This is a genomic window from Caballeronia sp. GACF4 (genome assembly GCF_023631025.1).
In the GTDB taxonomy this organism is placed as follows: domain Bacteria; phylum Pseudomonadota; class Gammaproteobacteria; order Burkholderiales; family Burkholderiaceae; genus Caballeronia.
On the sequence record NZ_JALQDW010000002.1, the window covers coordinates 602,065 to 619,579 of the forward strand.

19 protein-coding genes, 1 other RNA gene and 1 riboswitch are annotated in these 17,515 nt (G+C 64.6%); of the genes, 10 read left to right on the forward strand and 10 right to left on the reverse strand.

Annotation, left to right across the window (positions count from 1 at the left end; genetic code table 11):
* The first annotated feature begins 2 nt into the window (after positions 1-2).
* Both NCR40_RS02830 and NCR40_RS02835 read left to right on the forward strand, forming a co-directional pair.
* Positions 3-419, forward strand: a complete 417-nt coding sequence (locus NCR40_RS02830; RefSeq protein ID WP_244827255.1) for a DNA polymerase III subunit chi — start codon at positions 3-5, stop codon at positions 417-419.
* 76 nt (positions 420-495) lie between these two features.
* Positions 496-834, forward strand: a complete 339-nt coding sequence (locus tag NCR40_RS02835; protein WP_244827256.1) for a DUF2486 family protein — start codon at positions 496-498, stop codon at positions 832-834.
* A 100-nt stretch (positions 835-934) separates the two neighbouring features.
* Here the strand turns inward: NCR40_RS02835 and ilvD are convergent, their stop codons facing one another.
* Positions 935-2,608 (reverse strand): dihydroxy-acid dehydratase, encoded by a 1,674-nt coding sequence (gene ilvD / locus NCR40_RS02840; RefSeq protein ID WP_250508658.1) that lies wholly within the window; start codon positions 2,606-2,608, stop codon positions 935-937.
* Positions 2,609-2,720: 112 nt separating this feature from the next.
* On the opposite strand from ilvD, the gene NCR40_RS02845 reads away from it, so the two are divergent.
* Together NCR40_RS02845 and lgt are read left to right on the forward strand one after the other, a co-directional pair.
* On the forward strand, positions 2,721-3,656 hold the full coding sequence (locus tag NCR40_RS02845) for a LysR family transcriptional regulator (protein ID WP_250508659.1): 936 nt from the start codon (positions 2,721-2,723) through the stop codon (positions 3,654-3,656).
* A gap of 37 nt (positions 3,657-3,693) precedes the next feature.
* The gene (lgt, locus tag NCR40_RS02850) at positions 3,694-4,590 is read left to right on the forward strand and encodes a prolipoprotein diacylglyceryl transferase (RefSeq protein ID WP_244827259.1); all 897 of its coding nucleotides are present in this window, start codon (positions 3,694-3,696) and stop codon (positions 4,588-4,590) included.
* Positions 4,591-4,617: 27 nt separating this feature from the next.
* Here the strand turns inward: lgt and NCR40_RS02855 are convergent, their stop codons facing one another.
* The 5 genes from NCR40_RS02855 to NCR40_RS02875 form a co-directional block, all read right to left on the reverse strand.
* On the reverse strand, positions 4,618-5,349 hold the full coding sequence (locus tag NCR40_RS02855; protein WP_244827260.1) for an SIMPL domain-containing protein: 732 nt from the start codon (positions 5,347-5,349) through the stop codon (positions 4,618-4,620).
* 93 nt (positions 5,350-5,442) lie between these two features.
* Positions 5,443-5,901, reverse strand: coding sequence for an EVE domain-containing protein (locus NCR40_RS02860; RefSeq protein ID WP_250491911.1), 459 nt, complete (start codon positions 5,899-5,901; stop codon positions 5,443-5,445).
* 77 nt (positions 5,902-5,978) lie between these two features.
* Positions 5,979-6,161: non-coding RNA, 6S RNA (gene ssrS, locus NCR40_RS02865), on the reverse strand.
* Positions 6,162-6,283: 122 nt separating this feature from the next.
* Positions 6,284-6,598 carry a cell division protein ZapA gene (locus NCR40_RS02870; RefSeq protein WP_244827262.1) on the reverse strand — a complete coding sequence of 105 codons (315 nt, stop codon included), beginning with the start codon at positions 6,596-6,598 and terminating at the stop codon, positions 6,284-6,286.
* Positions 6,595-6,981: an ATPase gene (locus tag NCR40_RS02875; protein WP_244827263.1), complete on the reverse strand. Its 387-nt coding sequence runs from the start codon at positions 6,979-6,981 to the stop codon at positions 6,595-6,597. The genes NCR40_RS02870 and NCR40_RS02875 overlap by 4 nt, the downstream gene beginning before the upstream one ends.
* Before the next feature lie 236 nt (positions 6,982-7,217).
* Positions 7,218-7,541, forward strand: a riboswitch (cobalamin riboswitch).
* Positions 7,542-7,627: 86 nt separating this feature from the next.
* Here NCR40_RS02875 and NCR40_RS02880 point away from each other — a divergent pair.
* From NCR40_RS02880 to cobC, 6 genes are all read left to right on the forward strand, one after another.
* Complete coding sequence (locus NCR40_RS02880) at positions 7,628-9,505, forward strand: TonB-dependent receptor domain-containing protein (RefSeq protein ID WP_250508660.1); 1,878 nt, start codon at positions 7,628-7,630, stop codon at positions 9,503-9,505.
* Positions 9,506-9,531: 26 nt separating this feature from the next.
* Positions 9,532-10,530 carry a FecCD family ABC transporter permease gene (locus NCR40_RS02885; protein ID WP_250508746.1) on the forward strand — a complete coding sequence of 333 codons (999 nt, stop codon included), beginning with the start codon at positions 9,532-9,534 and terminating at the stop codon, positions 10,528-10,530.
* Positions 10,527-11,309, forward strand: a complete 783-nt coding sequence (locus NCR40_RS02890) for an ABC transporter ATP-binding protein (protein ID WP_250508661.1) — start codon at positions 10,527-10,529, stop codon at positions 11,307-11,309. Before NCR40_RS02885 ends, NCR40_RS02890 begins: the two co-directional genes overlap by 4 nt.
* 10 nt (positions 11,310-11,319) lie before the next feature.
* The gene (gene cobT / locus NCR40_RS02895; protein WP_250508662.1) at positions 11,320-12,372 is read left to right on the forward strand and encodes a nicotinate-nucleotide--dimethylbenzimidazole phosphoribosyltransferase; all 1,053 of its coding nucleotides are present in this window, start codon (positions 11,320-11,322) and stop codon (positions 12,370-12,372) included.
* An 88-nt stretch (positions 12,373-12,460) separates the two neighbouring features.
* Entirely contained in the window at positions 12,461-13,222 is a 762-nt protein-coding gene (locus tag NCR40_RS02900) for an adenosylcobinamide-GDP ribazoletransferase (RefSeq protein WP_250508747.1), read from the forward strand.
* The gene (gene cobC, locus NCR40_RS02905; RefSeq protein WP_250491915.1) at positions 13,207-13,782 is read left to right on the forward strand and encodes an alpha-ribazole phosphatase family protein; all 576 of its coding nucleotides are present in this window, start codon (positions 13,207-13,209) and stop codon (positions 13,780-13,782) included. The genes NCR40_RS02900 and cobC overlap by 16 nt, the downstream gene beginning before the upstream one ends.
* 17 nt (positions 13,783-13,799) lie before the next feature.
* Here cobC and NCR40_RS02910 read toward each other — a convergent pair whose 3' ends face one another.
* The 4 genes from NCR40_RS02910 to cobU form a co-directional block, all read right to left on the reverse strand.
* Positions 13,800-14,666, reverse strand: coding sequence for a cobalamin-binding protein (locus NCR40_RS02910; protein WP_250508748.1), 867 nt, complete (start codon positions 14,664-14,666; stop codon positions 13,800-13,802).
* A 235-nt stretch (positions 14,667-14,901) separates the two neighbouring features.
* Positions 14,902-15,906, reverse strand: coding sequence for a threonine-phosphate decarboxylase CobD (gene cobD, locus NCR40_RS02915; RefSeq protein WP_250508663.1), 1,005 nt, complete (start codon positions 15,904-15,906; stop codon positions 14,902-14,904).
* Between the two features lie 53 nt (positions 15,907-15,959).
* The gene (gene cbiB / locus NCR40_RS02920; RefSeq protein WP_250463543.1) at positions 15,960-16,901 is read right to left on the reverse strand and encodes an adenosylcobinamide-phosphate synthase CbiB; all 942 of its coding nucleotides are present in this window, start codon (positions 16,899-16,901) and stop codon (positions 15,960-15,962) included.
* Positions 16,902-16,907: 6 nt separating this feature from the next.
* Positions 16,908-17,474 (reverse strand): bifunctional adenosylcobinamide kinase/adenosylcobinamide-phosphate guanylyltransferase, encoded by a 567-nt coding sequence (gene cobU, locus NCR40_RS02925; RefSeq protein WP_250463546.1) that lies wholly within the window; start codon positions 17,472-17,474, stop codon positions 16,908-16,910.
* Positions 17,475-17,515 lie beyond the last annotated feature (41 nt).

Genomic DNA, 17,515 nt, shown 5'->3' on the forward strand with positions numbered 1-17,515 from the left:
CCGTGACGCGCATCGACTTTCATACCAACGTGGGCGATTCGCTCGCCTACGCCTGCCGCCTCGCGCGCAAGGCGTATGCGAGCGGGCGCGCGCTCGTCGTCCTTGCCGAGCCGCGCCGTCTCGCCGAATTCGACGAGCAGTTGTGGACCTTTGCGCCGCTCGAATTCGTGCCGCACTGCATGGCGAAAAGCCCGCTTGCGGCCGAGACGCCGGTCGTGCTCACGTCGAATCTGGATGACGCGCCGCATCATCAGGTGCTCGTCAATCTCGGCGCGCCGGTGTCCGCGCAATTCGCGCGCTTCGAGCGGCTCGTGGAGATCGTCGGCAACGAGGACGACGAACTCGCGTCCGGGCGCGAGCGCTTCCGGTTCTATCGGGATCGCGGTTACGCCATCGAAACGCACAAGCAAGGCGGTTGAGCGAACATAGCGCGCCGTCGCGGGGCATTACGATTGGCGCACAACACAGGCTCATCACGCGACGGACGGAGACACCATGACCAAAACACCTGAATCCTTCGATACGTCCATCCCCGTTCTCACCGATGTCGTCGTGCCCGGCAAGCCGGAATATGCGCGCGCGGCATCGGCGGAAGCGGCATTCGAATACGATGCCGCGCTGGTCGCCGAACGCCTGCGCGCGCGCGTCACGCAGTATCTGGACACCGATGCCCGCGCGCTGATCGCGGCGCGCTGCGAGGAAGTGCTGCGCGAACATACGCAGACGCTCGTCGAGGACATCACGCGCGAAGTGGCGGTGGCGCTGGATGGACGCTTGCGCGAGTGGGTCGGAGCGGCGGTGGAAGAGGAGTTGCGGCGGCAGCGGGAAGAGTGAGCGGGGCTTGCCAACGGCTCCGAACGAAAAAAGCCGCTACGAAGATCATTCGTAGCGGCTTTTTAACGCCGGGCGCTCGCCTTTCCTGGCTGGACCCACTTCAGCCCGTTACCGCCCCGCGATTGGCCGGCAACGCCAACGCCGCATACTTTGCCAGCACGCCGCGCGTGTAACGCGGCGCCGGCTTCATCCACAGCGCGCGGCGGCGCGCGATCTCCGCGTCATCCACGTTCAATTGCAGCAGCAGCTTGTGCGCGTCGATGGTGATCGAATCGCCTTCCTGCACGAGCCCGATGGTCCCGCCCGCGAACGCTTCCGGCGCGACGTGGCCCACGACCATGCCCCACGTGCCACCAGAAAACCGCCCGTCGGTGATGAGGCCGACGGTTTCGCCCAACCCCTTGCCGATGATCGCCGACGTCGGCGCGAGCATTTCCGGCATGCCGGGGCCGCCTTGCGGGCCGAGATAGCGCAGCACGACGACATCGCCGGGTTTGATCTTGTCGGCGAGAATCGCGTCCATCGCGCTTTGCTCGTCTTCGAACACGCGCGCCGGCCCCGTGATGACCGGGTTCTTCAAGCCCGTGATCTTCGCCACCGCGCCGTCTTCCGCGAGATTGCCGCGCAGGATCGCGAGGTGGCCTTCCTTGTACAACGCCTGCTCGATCGGAAAAATCACCTTCTGATCCGCGCGCGGCTTGCTCGGCACGTCCTTCAGTTCCTCGGCGAGCGTGCGGCCCGTGATCGTGATGCAGTCGCCGTGCAGCATGCCCGCATCGAGCAGGATCTTCATCACCTGCGGAATGCCGCCCGCCTTGTGCAAGTCGGTCGCGACATATTGGCCTGACGGCTTCAGGTCGCAGATCACCGGCACTTTCTTGCGCATGCGCTCGAAGTCGTCGATGCTCCATTCGACTTCCGCCGCATGCGCGATAGCCAGATAGTGCAGTACGGCATTGGTGGAACCGCCCGTCGCCATGATGAGCGCCACGGCGTTTTCAATCGACTTCTTGTTGATGATGTCGCGCGGCTTCAGATCTTTCTTCACGGCCTCGACGAGCACGCGCGCCGATTCGCCGGCGGAATCGACCTTCTCCTGATCCGGGTTTGCCATCGTCGAGGAATAGAGCAGCGACATACCGAGCGCCTCGAACGAGGAGCTCATGGTGTTGGCCGTGTACATGCCGCCGCACGAACCGGTGGACGGACACGCGTTCTTCTCGACACCCTTGAAATCTTCCTCCGACATGCGCCCGGCCGTGAACTCGCCGACCGCCTCGAACGACGACACGATGGTCAGGTCCTTGCCCTTCCAGTTGCCCGGCCGAATGGTGCCGCCGTACACGTAGATGCCCGGCACGTTCATGCGCGCAAGGCCGATCATGCCGCCCGGCATATTCTTGTCGCAGCCGCCGATCACGACCACGCCGTCCATCCACTGTCCCTGCACGGCCGTTTCGATACAGTCGGCGATGACTTCGCGCGAGACGAGCGAGTACTTCATGCCTTCGGTGCCCATCGACATGCCGTCCGAAATGGTCGGCGTCCCGAAGATTTGCGGATTCGCGTCGGACTTGCGAATAGATTCGACGGCGGCATCGGCGAGACGCTGCAGACCCGCGTTGCACGGCGTGATGGTGGAGTGACCGTTGGCGATACCGATCATCGGCTTGTCGAAGTCTTCCTCCTTGTAACCGAGAGCGTAGTACATCGAGCGGTTGGGCGAACGTGCGACGCCCTGCGTGATGTGTTTCGAGCGGCGATTGAAGGGCATGGCTGCCTCCTGAGGGGATCGTGGTTCTTGGTGTGGTGCAGGAAGAATGCAGTGTCGTCGATGTATCTGTCCAATATATTATTCAGGGTCTATTGAGTCGCAAAACATATCGATGCCAGTCGAACTCCGCCTGCTGCGCTACTTCGTGACCGTCGCCGAGGAGATGCACTTCGGCCGCGCCGCCGCGCGCCTCGCCATGACGCAGCCGCCGCTCTCGCAGGCCATCCGTGCGCTGGAAGACGCGCTCGGCGTCGTGCTGTTCGAACGCACGCGGCGCACGGTCGAACTGACGCCGGTTGGCCGCGATCTGTTGCCCGAGGTGCGCCGCCTGCTTGCCGCCGCCGACGCCTTGCGTCCGCTCGCGCAGTCGCTTTCGCGCGGCGAGGCGGGCGTGCTCTCGCTCGCGTTCGTCTCCACGGCGGATTACGGCCTTTTGCCAGCGTTACTGCGCGAATTCAATGCGCGTTATCCGGGCGTGCGTCTGCAACTCACGGAAGCCACCAGCGATGTTCAGATAGACGAACTCGTGGCCGGCCGTATCGATGCCGGTCTCGTGATTCCGCCGCTGCCGCCGCGTCACGCCATGACGCTTTCGTATCTGCCGATTGCGCGCGAGCCGCTCGTCATCGCCATGTCGACGGATACCGCGCAGGAACTCGGGCAGGGCGCCGCCGAATGGACCGAGACGCCCGTCGATCTGCACGATTTGGCCAGCGCGCCGCTCGTCGTCTTTCCAAGGCGTCTCGCGCCAGGTTTGTATGACATCATTATGGGCTGCTACGGCGCGGCCGGTTTGACGCCGCGCATCGGACAAGAGGCGATACAGATGCAGACCATCGTGAGCCTCGTGTCCGCCGGCATGGGCGTCGCGCTCGTGCCGCAGTCGGTGCGACATCTGCGGCGCACGGGCGTGGTGTATCGCCCGTTGCGGGAACCGGGGCCCGTGGTCGAAACCGGGCTCGTGTGGCGCGCGGCCGAAGTGAGTCCGGTGTTGAGCCGGCTCATCGAGATCGTGCGCGCGCAGGCTGCTGCCGTCGTTGCCGTATGATTCGCCTTTGAAGTTCGCCTGGCTCTTCCATTACACGATGCTCATACATCCCAATTTCGATCCCGTCGCGATCCATCTCGGACCGCTCGCCGTGCGCTGGTACGGCCTCATGTATCTCGTTGCGTTCATTTCGGCCATTGCCATCGGCAGATTGCGTCTGCGCTTGCCGCATGTCGCCGCGCAAGGCTGGACCGTCAAGGACATCGACGACATGCTGTTTTACGGCGTGCTCGGAACGATTCTCGGCGGCCGCATTGGCTATGTGGTGTTCTACAAGGCGAGTTATTACTTCGCGCATCCGCTCGATATCTTCAAGGTCTGGGAAGGCGGCATGTCGTTTCACGGCGGCTTTCTCGGCGTGACGCTCGCGATGGTCCTGTTCGCGTTTCAGCGCAAGCGCACGTGGCTGCAAGTGACGGATTTTGTCGCGCCGATGGTGCCGCTCGGGCTGGCGGCGGGGCGTCTCGGCAACTTCATCAACGGTGAGTTGTGGGGCCGCGTGACCGACCCGGCCGCGCCCTGGGCCATGCTCTTCCAAAACTCCACCAACGACGACGCCATCTGGCTCGCGAAGCATCCGCAGTTCGATGCGCAATACAATCTCTCGGAGATTTTCTCGCGCTATCACATGCTGCCGCGCCATCCGTCGCAGTTGTATGAAATCGCGCTGGAAGGGCTCGTGCTGTTTGCGGTGATCTACCTCTTCGCGCGCAAACCGCGGCCGGTGGGCGCAGTGTCGGCGTTGTTTCTGATCGGTTATGGACTCGCGCGCTTCACGGTGGAATTCGCGCGCGAGCCGGATGATTATCTCGGACTCCTCGCGCTCGGCTTTTCGATGGGCCAATGGCTCTCGCTGCCAATGATCGTCGCGGGCATCGTCATGATGGTGTGGGCGTACAAACGTCAGAAACGCGTGTCCGGCAACGCGGCGTAAATCACGCCGCGTTCTCCGGTACAGCAGTTATCGCCCCATTTGCACCGAACCCGACACGTCGACGGTCACCGTCGTCGTGCCGGCTTCGAGCGCCATCGGCGCGCCGACCTTCGCGTCCGCGCCAAGCGAGCGGGCCTGCATCATCATCACCGGGCGCGGACCCGCGCCGCTGTGGCCCACGTTCACTTCGCGGATCGTGAAGTTGGCGTAGCCGAACGCCTGACTCGCGGCCTGCGCTTCCTTGCGGAACGACTCGATGGCCTGCGTCGAGAGCTTCTGCTCGGCGGCGCGCTGCGCTTCGGGCGACAGCGAGAACGCGACGCTGCCGACTTGCATGGCGTTACTCATCTTGCCCGCGAGCTTGGACGCCGCCGCGAAGTCGTGCGATTCCAGCACGACCTCCGTGCGGCCGCGCCACGCGGAGATCTTGCCGTCGCGATCCGTGCTCGGATAAACCGTGAACGAGCCGCTTTTCGCAGTAACGTTGTCGACGCCTTTTGCTTCGCGCAATGCGGCTTCGGCGCGCTGATTGAGCGTGGTGGTGAGCGACGATGGATCGGCCGCTTCCTGCTCGTAGAACAGCGTGATGTTGACGACATCTTGCGGCACTTGCGCGCTAGCTTGCGCGGATAGCGAGAGCACGCCGGATGGCTGCGGATTGGTGATTACCGTCTGAGCGGCGGCCGAAAGCGGAAGCGTGAGCGCGGCGCTCGACATCGCGACGAAGGCGAGGGCGGCGGCGGTTTTCTTGTCGATCATCTAAGGACTCCGAGTGCAAGAGCATCGCGTGATTCGCGACCGCACTTAGGCGCTTCGTTCGTTCCCTTAGTTCCCTTGAACGATTCGCGCGCCCTAGACCAGACGCTCGGTTATGAAGCGCCACTGCGCCTCGGTCACGGGCGTGATCGACAGCCGATTACCGCGCGCCAGCACTTGCATGTCGGCGAGTTCCGCGTGTTCGCGCAATGTCGCGAGCGGAATCAACGGCGTCTTCTTGACGAAGCGCACATCGACGAGCATCCAGCGCGGCGTCTCCTGCGTGGACTTGGCGTCGAAGTACGGGCTTTTGGCGTCGAACTGAGTGGGATCGGGATAGGCCGTCGAACAGACTTTGGCGATGCCCGCAATGCCCGGCTCCGGGCAACTCGAATGATAGAAGAGCACGCCGTCGCCGACTTGCATCTGGTCGCGCATGAAGTTGCGCGCCTGATAGTTGCGCACGCCCGTCCACGGGAGGGTTTTCTTCGGCGCGTGCGCGAGATGATCGATGCTCGCTTCGTCCGGTTCGGACTTCATCAGCCAGTAGCGCATGATGGATTCGGCAACGGGGTTTTAAAACGGGCTCGACAAAAGCAAACGGCATCGGTATGAACCGATGCCGCTGGAGTAGGGTCCCCACCTCGGCCGCTAGGCCGGCATCCTGAACCTGGGTTCAAGATTGGTCGCAGTAAGCAACACTTCGGGTACATCAGACAGAGTGACGCGCGCGCCCGTGCTGCAAGTTTCCACAACCGTGCCAATGTAGCATTGGTTCAAGGAATATATGACCTTGGCGAACCAGGCAGGGAGTAGTCACTCTACACCAATCGAATGTCTAATGCAGCCTCTCGACACCAATTGCGCAGTTTCTTTTTTCGATTGACATCGCGCGACCGATTAGCGTTCGCCACGGAGCGGCGTCGCGGCACTTCGGTCACTGCACTTCATACTGCGCGATGACAGCACCAAGCTGTTCGTTCATGGAGTGCATCGTGCGGCGAATTTCCTCGGCGGGGAAGGCCTCGCCATGACGCACGCTTTCTTGCAGCCTCAGCAATTCGGAAGCGAGTGAAAGCGCGGCCATCACCGCGATGCGGTCTTGCCCGCGCACGTTGCTTGCATTGCGCACCTTGTTCATCTCAGCGTCGACGCGTGCCACCGCTTCACGCAGCGCGCCTTCGGTTTCCGGCGAACAGGCGAGGCGATATTGCTGGCCGAGAATGGATACTTCGATCTGCGTGGTCGTCATGCCTTCTCTCCGTGATGATGCTCGCTGTGCTCTCCCGCGTGCGCATGCTCGTGCGCGGCTTGCACATCGTGAGAACGGGCATCGAGAAGATCGAGCTGATTTTCCGTCTCGGCATGATTCGCGGACTTGCCGCGCGGCAACTTTTCGAGGATCGCGTTCAGGCGGACCTGCGCGTCGTCGATCTTGGCCGAGAGGGAATCACGTTCGGCTTGGAGCGTGTCGCGCTCTTCGCGCATTTGCACGAGCTCTGCCTGCACGTTCGCGTAGTCGCTACGCAGTTGTTCGATTTGTGCTTCAAGCGCGAGACGCGCCTGATTGTGCCGCTCGCTGATCTGGATCAGCCGGCCGATATTTCCTGACAGTGATTCGAGTTCGTTGAGCATGTGCTGCATCCTCTAAAGACCTCGCATTCTAGCGCGGTTCAACGGAGCTTCCGATAATTGTCTCGTTTCGAGACGTAACAGCACGCGATCATGCGTGCATCGCGATGCATTCGTGTGTGGAAAGCGCGGGCGCTGCCGATGTGTTGCGACGGCGGGTTCTAGTTGGGTTCGTCGTGAGCCGTGTGTCTTGCGATGATGGGCCAGGGTCGTTTCTTGACGGTCCTGAATCGCGCTCCTACACTTGCCGCACTTTTGGTGCTCGCGTCCGCATTCTTTTGCGGGCGCAGTCAAACGGGAAACAGGAAGCGGCGCCGCCAAGGCCACGCCAACCTGTGCTGCCCCCGCAACGGTAAGCGACCGCAACGCAAGTTGCAAGTCGTCCCTTGCGCGTTTTTCGCCGCGCCGTCGTGTGAGTTTGCTTGCGAGTTTGTCTGATTCGCAAGAATCCGCCGCTCGACGCAGGCAAGGCGAAAAACGTGTCGATGCCACTGCGCTTCATGCGTGGGAAGGCGGGACGGTGTGTCGCCAGCCCGGATACCGGCCAACTGTTCAGCGCGTTCGTCTGTTCGCATTCGAGCGCGCTCGTCGCGCATTGGCCTTGCGGGGAGCGAGGTCGCGCCAGCCTACGCATGGGAACATTTCACGCATGGTATCGCCACTTGCCCGACACGCGGGCAGACGCAAAACGATCGAACGCGCCGCGCTCGTCGCCCTCAACACATGGCTGCTCGCTCATGAAGCGCTCGCGGACGAAGCCTCGCAACCGCCGCTCGCACCCGTCGTCGTGACCGCGACGCGCACCGCGCAACCTCTCGCCGATACGATCGCGCAGACTTCGCTCTTCGACGCCCAGGATATCGCCGATAGCAATGCCTACGACGCGCTCGGCGTCATCGGTCTTGCGCCCGGCGTGCAGGTGACGCGCAACGGCGGCCCGGGAGCGAATGCAAGCGCGTTCATACGCGGCGCGTCCTCGACGCAATCGCTCGTTTTGATCGACGGCGTGCGTGTGGAGTCCGCATCGCTCGGCTCGGCGCAGCTTGCGCAGATCATGCCGGATCAGATCGACCGCATCGAAGTCGTGAACGGCAACGTGTCGGCGCTGTACGGCTCGGGCGCGATCGGCGGCGTCGTGCAGATCTTCACGAAAGACGGCGAGGCGCATCCGCCGCGCTTCTACTTCGAGACGGAATACGGCAGCTATCACACGCAGCGGCAAGCGGCGGGCGTTTCCGGCGCGCTCGATAGCGAAGGCCGCACGACCTTCAGCTTCAACGTATCGCGCGAGAAGACCGATGGTTTCTCGTCGATCGATCCCGCGCTCGCGCCCAACGCCAATCCGAACGCGAACGGTTATCTGAACGAAAGCGTCGCGGCCACGCTGCGCCACAAGTTCGGCGACAAATGGGACGCGGGCGTGCGCTTCTATCAGTCGAACGGCATCGACAGTTTCGACGATGCCTACGGCTTGCCCGGCGATCTCAACGATTCGCACAGTCGCGTGCGGTCGACATCGGTGTTTGCGAACGGCCGTATCACGGACCAGTGGACCACGCATTTCACGGTCGCGCAGGGACAGGACCGCGCGAACATCGAGCAGAACGGCATCTATACGAGCCGCTTCAATTCCGAGGATCGCCAGTATCTGTGGCAGAACGACTTTCGCCTGACGGAGGCGCACAAGCTCCTGTTCGGCTACGAACATCTCGACCAGACGCTCGATTCGGATCAGTTCAGCGCGCCGGATCGTCACGTGAATTCGGTGTACGCGGGCTATGTGGGACGCTTCGGTCCGAGCGAAGTGCAGGCCAATCTGCGCCACGACCAGTATTCCGATTTCGGCGGCGCGAACAGCTACTATCTGGGCTATGCGTACAACATCGACACGCACTGGCGCGCGAGCGCGAGTTACGCGGCGTCGTTCCGCGCGCCGAGCTTCGACGATCTCTACTATCCGTTCAGCGGCAATCCGTCCATTCAGCCCGAGCGCAGTCATTCGGTGGAAGCGGCGCTGCAGTACGCATCGGACCAAGTGGGCGTGCTGCGCGTGACGGCGTTTCAGACGCGCTATTCGAATCTGATCGATTACGTATCGGACGGCAGCGGCTTATATATCGCGCAGAACGTCGGACGCGCGAAGGTGCAGGGCGTCGAGGGATCGTGGGCAGGGCATGTCGGCGCCACTGATTTGCGCGCGGGCGTGACGTTCCAGAATCCCGTCGATGAAACCGGCAATCAGGACCTGACGCGCCGTGCGCGGCGTTTCGCGAGTTTCAGCGCGCATCGCTCGATAGGAAGCTGGCGCGTGGGTGGCGAGTGGATCGTGAGCGGTGCGCGCAGCGATTACGATTCGACGCTCGCGGGCTATGGCGTCGTGAATCTGTCGGCGCGCTATGACATCACGAAGTCGTGGTACGTGAGCGCGCGTGTCGACAACCTCTTCGACCGGAACTATGAACTGGCTTATTCGTACAACACGCCGAGGCGCGGCGCTTATGTCACGCTCGGCTGGCGCCCGTCGTGAGCGACACCGTTGACCTGCGCCGCGCGATGAACGCTAAACGCGCGTTAGGCATCTGGGCTGCGCTCGGGCTTGCCGCGTTGCTTGTGTTTGCGGCGTCGCTCGCGCTCGGCAGCGTCGCGTTGCCCTTGCCGCGCGCCATCGCGGCGTTGCTGCACGCGCATGCGGCCGCGCCCGATATCGCCGATGACATCGTGCTCACCTTGCGTTTGCCGCGCGCGCTTGCGGGTTTCGCTTCGGGCGCCTTGCTCGCGCTTTCCGGCGCGCTGCTGCAAGTGCTGTTGCGCAATCCGCTGGCCGAGCCGTACGTGCTCGGCGTATCCGGCGGCGCGGCGACCTTCGCGCTCACGGCGATGCTCGCGTCGCTGCCGTGGTGGGGCATCGATCTGGCGGCGTGCGCGGGCGCGTTCGCATCCATCGTGCTGGTGCTCGGACTCGCGCGACGCGACCTGTGGCACGGCGATCGCGATGCCTCGCCGCGTCTTCTGCTGACAGGCGTGGTGATAGCGGCGGGCTGGGGCGCGCTCATCACGTTGATCCTCAGCATTGCGCCGGAGAATCGCTTGCGCGGGATGATCTTCTGGCTGACGGGCGACCTGAACGGCGCAGCGACGCCGTGGCCCGCGCTGATCGCGCTCGTCGTCGCGATGATCGTCGTCGTGCCGCTCGCGCCGCAACTCAACGTGCTGTTGCGTGGCGATACGGCCGCGCGTTCGCTCGGCGTGCCTGTCTCGCGCGTGCGGCTGTCGGTGTATCTCGTCGCATCGCTTGCGGCAGCGGCGGCTGTCACGACGGCGGGCACCATCGGCTTCGTTGGGCTCGTCGTGCCGCATCTATTGCGGCTCGCGTTCGGCAACGATCAGCGCATGCTTGTGCCGGCGTCGGCGCTGGCGGGCGGCCTCGCGGTAATGAGCGCCGATCTCGTCGCGCGCACGGCGATCGCGCCCGCGCAATTGCCGGTGGGTGTGGTGACCGCACTCGTCGGCGTGCCGATGTTCCTGTGGATGCTGCTGGCGAGACCGCGATGACCCTGCATATCGAACACGTCAGCTTGCGCGCGGGCGCTCGCACGCTCGTGGAAGACCTCACGCAAAGTATCGGCGCGGGCGAGATGTGGTGCATAGCCGGGCCGAACGGCGCGGGCAAGACCACGCTCATTGGCGTGCTCGCGGGTTTGACAAAGCCGGCCGAAGGCGCGATATCGCTCAATGGCCGCGCGCTCGCATCCTGGCGCGCGGCGGATCTCGCACGCGCGCGCTCGCTGATGCCGCAAAGCTCGCACGATGCCTTCAGCGCGACCGTACTCGACACCGTGCTGCTGAACCGCTTTCCGTATGTCACGGGCTGGGGCTGGGAAAGCGCCGAAGACCGCGCTGCCGCGCATGCCGCGCTCGATGCGCTCGGTCTTCTATCGTTCGCCTCGCGCGATGTCCTGACATTGTCGGGCGGCGAACGGCAACGCGTGACGCTCGCCGCCGTGCTGTGCCAAAACACACCGCTCTTGCTGCTCGACGAACCGCTCGCGCATCTGGACCTGCATCATCAAATCGATTGTCTGCACGTACTGGCCGACGCCGCGCGCAAGTCCGGCCGCACGGTGATTTTCTCGTGTCACGATCTCAATCTCGCGCGGCGCTTCTCGACGCACGCGCTTTTGCTCGATGGCAAGGGCGGCGCGCACGCCGGTCTCGTCGCGGACGTGCTCACGCCTGAACGCGCGAGCGCCGCGTTCGGCTATCCGCTAGCCTTGATTCGCGATGGCGAGCACGAAGCGCTCGTGCCGTCCATTCCCGTTGCACGCACCTGAAGGATTGCCGATGTCAAACGCCCACGACTTGCCCACGCCCCGCGCGCCAGACCGTTCGCGCGAAGCCGAACTGCAACGCATCATCGATACGAAAACGAAGCCGCCGGGCAGCCTCGGTCGGCTCGAAACGCTCGCGCTGCAAATGGGCGTGATTCAGCGCACGACGAAGCCGCGCATCGAGCGCCCGGCGATGATCGTGTTTGCGGGCGATCACGGTATCGCGGCCGAGGGCGTGAGTCCGTATCCGCAAGAAGTGACCGCGCAGATGGTCGCGAATTTTCTGGCGGGCGGCGCGGCGATAAACGCGCTGTCGCGTTCGGTCGGCATGACGCTCGAAGTGGTCGATGCGGGCGTGGCGACACCGATTCCCATCGATAGCGGCTACGAGCGTCTGTCGCTCGGCCTCGGCACGCGCAACTTCGCGAAGGAAGCGGCGATGTCGCGCGAGACCGCGCTTGAAGGCATCGCGCGCGGCGCGGCGCGTGTGCGGCATCATGCGGCGCTCGGTACGAACGTGATCGGCTTCGGCGAGATGGGGATTGCGAACACGTCGGCGGCGGCGTGCCTGATGAGCCGTCTGTGCGGTGTGCCCATTGGCGAATGCGTCGGACGCGGCACGGGTCTCGACGATCGCGGCCTTGCGCACAAGCGCGACGTGCTCGGCCGAGCGCTCGCGTTGCATGCGGCCGAAGGCGATGCAATCGACACGCTCGCGACGTTCGGCGGCTTCGAGATCGCGATGATCGCGGGTGCGTGTCTCGCTGCGGCGGACGCGGGCATGACGATTCTCGTCGATGGCTTCATCGCGACTTCCGGCCTGCTCGTCGCGGCGAAGATCGCACCCGAGGTGCTCGACTACTGCGTGTTCGCGCATGCGTCGAACGAGGCGGGGCATCGGGGCATGCTCGCGCATCTGCATGCGGAGCCGCTGTTGCAACTCGACATGCGGCTTGGCGAAGGCACGGGCGCGGCGCTCGCGTTGCCGATCCTGCGCGCGGCCGTTGCGTTCGTCGATGAGATGGCGAGCTTCGAGGCGGCGGGTGTCACGGATAAGCGAGAGTGACGGCGATGAGCATCATCCGCAAGCGCTGCGCGAGGTCGGGGCGCGTCACTGCGTTCAGGCGCGCGGGCGTCTCGACCCGCTTGCCGCAATGACCCGTCCGCTCGTCGAACTGCGCTACTTCTTCACCGCGCTCGGTTACTTCACGCGCGTGCCGGTGCCGCGTTGGGTTGGCTTCGAGCGCGCTTATCTGAACGCGGCGGCGCGTTATTTTCCGCTCGTCGGCGTGATGGTCGGCGGTGTTGCCGCGCTCGTCCTGCTCGCGGCGTTGCGCGTGCTTCCGTTGGGCGTTGCCGTGTTGCTGTCGATGGCCGCCACGCTCGTGCTGACCGGCGCGTTCCACGAAGACGGTCTTGCCGATTGCGCCGATGCCTTCGGCGGCGGCTATACGCGCGATGACGTGTTGCGCATCATGCATGACTCGCGCATCGGGGCGTTCGGCGCGATTGCGCTCGTCATTGCACTGGCGCTCAAGTGGCAGACGCTTGCGAGCACGCCGCCGCTCATTGCCGCATGGTTGCTGATCGCCGCGCACGCCGCGAGCCGCGTTTTCGCCATCAGCTATCTCGTCACGCTCGACTATGTGCGCGCCGAGGGCAAGGCGAAGCCGGTCGCACAGCGCATGAGCGCGGGCTCGTTTCTGATTGCGATGATCTTCGGCGTGCCGTGGCTCTTTGTCGTCGACTGGAAATTCGCCTGCCTGACGCTCGCGTTGCTCACGGTGCTGCGCTGGGCGATGGGACGTTACTTCGTGAAGCGCATCGGCGGCTATACGGGGGATTGTCTCGGCTTCGCGCAACAGGTGTTCGAACTGGCCATTTATCTCATCGGGCTCGCATGGATCTCGTACTGATCCGGCATCCAGCCGTGCGCGTCGATGCAGGCGTGTGCTACGGCCAGACCGATGTTCCCTTGCTGCGCGATGTGAATGCATCGGCTTGCGCTCTGAAGGCGCGCATGCTGTCGCTGAACGTGCCCGCGTGTGTCGATGGCTGGCATTCGAGCGGACTCGTGCGATGTGCATCGCTGGCCTCGGCGTTGAGCGGTGGCATCGCGCCTCACGTCGATGCGCGCCTCGCCGAGATGAACTTCGGCGCATGGGAAGGGCGCGCGTGGGATGCGATCGATCGCGCGCTGATCGATGCCTGGGCCGCGGATATCGAACACGCGAGGCCGCACGGCGGGGAGAGTCTCGTGCAGTTCGCCGGGCGCGTGGAGGCCTGGTTGCGCGATATCGAGCGTGCCGACCGGCCGGTGCATGTGATCGCGCATGCTGGCGTCATGCGCGTGCTGACAGCGCATATGCTCGGGATGGAGCGCGCGAGCGTGTTGCAATGGCCGATCGAATTCGGCGCGATCGTGCAGTTCAGGCGCGTGAGAGGGAAGTGGCTGCTGGTGCGGTGGAATGCCTGAGGGCAGGGCCGCTTCGGTCACTTTTCGCGACGCCCGCGCGCTTGCTCCAGATCCCTGCAAAGCTCGGCCGCGCCCAGCGCGATGCGCGGCGTCGGCCGATTGATCAGATCGCCATCGATACCGAAGAGGTTGCCGCGCGCCACCGCGGTGAGCGAACCCCAACGCTTCCATCGATCGAGTGCGGGTAATGCGCGATTCGGCGTCGTCGCGCCGGGCGTCGCGGTGACGATGGCTTCCGGGTTCGCCGCGAGCACGGCTTCGGTCGAGATGGTCGGCACGCGCGTGTCGTTCGCGGCGAAGACGTTGACGCCGCCGCACAACGCGATCACTTCGCTGAACACGTTGTCGCGGTTGAGCGTCATGAGCGGGTCGTCCCACACCTGATAAAACACGCCGACCGGCGGACGTTGCGCATAACGCGTCCGCAGACTGCCGATATCGCGCGTGAATGCAGCCGACGCCGCGCGTGCGTTCGCTTCCGTGCCGAGCAACGCGCCGAGCCGGTCGATGTTGCTCGCGATATCGTCGAGATGGCGCGGTTCGCTGAAGAAGATCGGAATGCCGAGCGCTTGCAGCCGATCCATCTGCCGCGCCGCATTGCCATGCCGCCATACGACGATCAAGTCCGGATGCAATGCGACGATGCGCTCCAGATCGAGCGCCTTGTTGTCGCCGACGCGCGGGATAGCCTGCGCTTCCTTCGGATAATCGCTATACGTCACCGCGCCGACGATACGCGACCCGCCGCCCGCCGCGAACAGCAATTCGGTGACATGCGGAGCGAGACTCACGACGCGCGTGGCGGGTGTCGCGAGCGTGATGCTGGAGCCGCTGTCGTCGGTGACGGTGATAGCGGCGACAGAGGGCGATGCGCTCAGCGTCAACGTCGTTGCGAGAAGGACATGCGGAACGGCGTGTCGAAGCGAATGCGCGGCGAACGCGCGCAGACCTCGGTTGCTTGCGCGCCGGAGCAAGCCGATTCGCGCAGCCAAGGTGCGCAAGACGAGTTCTAAGCTCACGCGCAAGCCACCGGGAGCGAGCGTTCAAGCTGCGCCCGATTGACTTCACTGCCAAGCAAGCCGATCCGCGCAGCCAAGGTGCGCCAGAAAGATTTCGACGTCACGCGCAAACCTCCGCCATCGCTCGTTCAAGCCGCACCCATTCTCCTTCGCTGCCTGGCAAGCCGATGCGCAAACTCGGCGTCATCCCAGCCGGATCGAAGAGCCGCGTCCAGATACCGCGCGTGGCAAGCGCATGCTGCAAGCCGCTCGCATCCAATGTCTGGAACGACGTAAAAAGCGGCGTCGCACGCGCGTCGAACCCATGATGCGCGATAAGCGCCGCGAGCCGTGCGCCATCGCGCTGCAAGCGTTCGCGGGTTTCCCGTTGCCACGCGCGATCCTCGAAAGCCGCCCGCACCGCGTGACGCGCGGGGCCGCTGACGGTCCATGAACCCAGCGCATCGGTGAGCATGGCGATCACATCGGGTGCGGCAAGCACGAAGCCCGCGCGAATTCCCGCGAGCCCGAAGAACTTGCCGACCGAGCGCAGGACGACAAGCCCCGCATCCGCGCTGCGACCGGCAAGAGACTCGGCGGGATCGACATCGGCGAATGCTTCATCGACGATCAACGTACCGCCGCGCGATGCCAGCCTCGCATGCCAATGCAGCAAGACGTGGCGCGGGAGACGCTCGGCGGTCGGGTTGTTCGGATTGGCGACGATCACGTGATCGACGGCATTCGGCAACGTGTCGGCATTTACATCGAGCGGTACGACCGAATGGCCCGCGCGCACGAACGCCGGCGCGTACTCGCCATACGTCAACGGTGCGATGGCTACCGTGCCCTTCTTCAAGAGCCACGGCAAGGCACGAATGGCGGCCTGCGAACCCGCGACGGGCAGCGCGAGCGGCGCGCCGTAATGAGTCGCGGCGAGTTCGGCGAGACCATCGGCGTCTTCGGGCAAACGGCGCCAGGCATCGGGCGGAATGGGCGGGACCGGATAGCCTAAGGGGTTGATGCCCGTCGAAAGATCGAGCCAGTCGTCGAGCGCGATGCCGTATCGAAGCGCGGCTTCGCGCAGATTGCCGCCGTGACGGATGGGACGCAGTGGATCAGACATGATGGCGTGTGGAAGGCGCGAAGTGATGGACGCGTCGAATCGAAACAGAAGAATCACCCATGTCCGGACGCGCTCATCAAGGCAAAGACGAGCAGGATGGCAAGCCACAGCAAGATCGAACGCTCGACGAGCCGCAACGCCGCGACCACGTGCCTCGGCGTGGCCTCATGCCCCGCGCCGAGCGTCGGACGCGCTTCGAGCACGCCGTGATAAACCGCCGCGCCGCCAATCAGCACATTGAGGCTGCCCGCGCCCGAGGCCATCACCGGCCCTGCGTTCGGACTGTCCCACGCACGCGCCTGCGTGCGCCAGCAATGCCAGGCCATGCGCGTGTCGCCCGCGAGCGCGTAGCTCGCCGCCGTGAGGCGCGCGGGAATGAAGTTGAGCACATCGTCGATGCGCGCCGCCGCCCAGCCGAAGCGCAGGTAACGCGGCGTGCGATAACCCCACATCGCGTCGAGCGTATTGGCGAGGCGAAACGCGAGCGCGCCCGGCCCGCCCGCGATCACGAACCAGAAGAGCGCCCCGAAGATCGCATCGTTGCCATTTTCGAGCGCGGATTCGACGGCCGCGCGCGAAAGGGCGTTCTCGTCGGCTTGCGAGGTATCGCGCGACACGATCCGCGAGGTGAGCTTGCGCGCGCTTTCGAGGTCGCCGAGCGAGAGGGCGCGGGCAATCGGCGCAATGTGCTGACGCAAGCTCTTGGCGCCGAGCGCGAACCACAGCAAGATCACATGCACGGCCGCGGCATACGCGGGCGGCAGCACGCTCACGAGCGCCCATGCGACCAACACCGGCGGCACGACGGCCGCAAGCCACGCAAGCATGCCCGCCGGCCGCGCCCGATGCCCCGTGTTCATGCGCGCTTCGAGCTTCGTCGCATATCGCCCGAAGGCGACGAGCGGATGCCGCGTGCGCGGCTCGCCGAACATGCGATCGACGATCACGCCGAGCACCGCGAGCAAGGACATCGAGTAAAAGGAAAGCAGGAGCATCGCCGGTCAGCCTTTCAGCGCGATCGGCAGACCCGCGACCATCAGCGTCGTGCGCGTGCTTGCGGCGGCGACGCGTTGATTCAATCGGCCGAGTTCATCGACATAAAGGCGCGTGACGGAACCGAGCGGCACCACGCCCAAGCCGATTTCGTTCGATACCACGATGACCGTGCCGCGCACGGCGGCGAGCGCGCGGTCGAAGGCATCGAAGGCATCGGTGGCCTCGCGCGGCAGTGACGCGTTCTGCGCGTCGGCGTTATCGGTTGTGAAGAGCAGATTGGCGAGCCAGAGCGTCAGGCAGTCGATGAGCACGCACGCGCCCGGCCTGTCCGCGTCGCGCACGGCATCGGCAAGACTGAGCGGCGCTTCGACGAGCGTCCAGTGCGCGGGCCGTCTTTCGCGATGATGCCGCACGCGCTCGGCGAACTCGGCGTCGCTGCCGACGCGCGCAGTCGCGATGTATGTCACGGGCAAACCGCTCTCGTTGGCAAGGCGTTCGGCGTGCGCGCTTTTGCCCGAACGAGCGCCGCCGAGAACGAAGATGAGGTTGCGTGGAGAGTGGGTCGTGGTCATCGCAATATTGTACCGGCGGGCTAAGATGCAGGCTTTCACCC

Coding starts and splice junctions, on each gene's coding strand:
- cobC (WP_250491915.1), top strand. CDS start 13,207: ATGGATCTCGTACTGATCCGGCATCCAGCCGTGCGCGTCGATGCAGGC.
- NCR40_RS02880 (WP_250508660.1), top strand. CDS start 7,628: ATGGTATCGCCACTTGCCCGACACGCGGGCAGACGCAAAACGATCGAA.
- ilvD (WP_250508658.1), bottom strand. CDS start 2,608: ATGCCCTTCAATCGCCGCTCGAAACACATCACGCAGGGCGTCGCACGT.
- lgt (WP_244827259.1), top strand. CDS start 3,694: ATGCTCATACATCCCAATTTCGATCCCGTCGCGATCCATCTCGGACCG.
- cobT (WP_250508662.1), top strand. CDS start 11,320: ATGTCAAACGCCCACGACTTGCCCACGCCCCGCGCGCCAGACCGTTCG.
- cobU (WP_250463546.1), bottom strand. CDS start 17,474: ATGACCACGACCCACTCTCCACGCAACCTCATCTTCGTTCTCGGCGGC.
- cbiB (WP_250463543.1), bottom strand. CDS start 16,901: ATGCTCCTGCTTTCCTTTTACTCGATGTCCTTGCTCGCGGTGCTCGGC.
- NCR40_RS02870 (WP_244827262.1), bottom strand. CDS start 6,598: ATGACGACCACGCAGATCGAAGTATCCATTCTCGGCCAGCAATATCGC.
- NCR40_RS02860 (WP_250491911.1), bottom strand. CDS start 5,901: ATGCGCTACTGGCTGATGAAGTCCGAACCGGACGAAGCGAGCATCGAT.
- NCR40_RS02855 (WP_244827260.1), bottom strand. CDS start 5,349: ATGATCGACAAGAAAACCGCCGCCGCCCTCGCCTTCGTCGCGATGTCG.
- NCR40_RS02835 (WP_244827256.1), top strand. CDS start 496: ATGACCAAAACACCTGAATCCTTCGATACGTCCATCCCCGTTCTCACC.
- NCR40_RS02900 (WP_250508747.1), top strand. CDS start 12,461: ATGACCCGTCCGCTCGTCGAACTGCGCTACTTCTTCACCGCGCTCGGT.
- cobD (WP_250508663.1), bottom strand. CDS start 15,906: ATGTCTGATCCACTGCGTCCCATCCGTCACGGCGGCAATCTGCGCGAA.
- NCR40_RS02885 (WP_250508746.1), top strand. CDS start 9,532: ATGAACGCTAAACGCGCGTTAGGCATCTGGGCTGCGCTCGGGCTTGCC.
- NCR40_RS02845 (WP_250508659.1), top strand. CDS start 2,721: ATGCCAGTCGAACTCCGCCTGCTGCGCTACTTCGTGACCGTCGCCGAG.
- NCR40_RS02875 (WP_244827263.1), bottom strand. CDS start 6,981: ATGCTCAACGAACTCGAATCACTGTCAGGAAATATCGGCCGGCTGATC.
- NCR40_RS02890 (WP_250508661.1), top strand. CDS start 10,527: ATGACCCTGCATATCGAACACGTCAGCTTGCGCGCGGGCGCTCGCACG.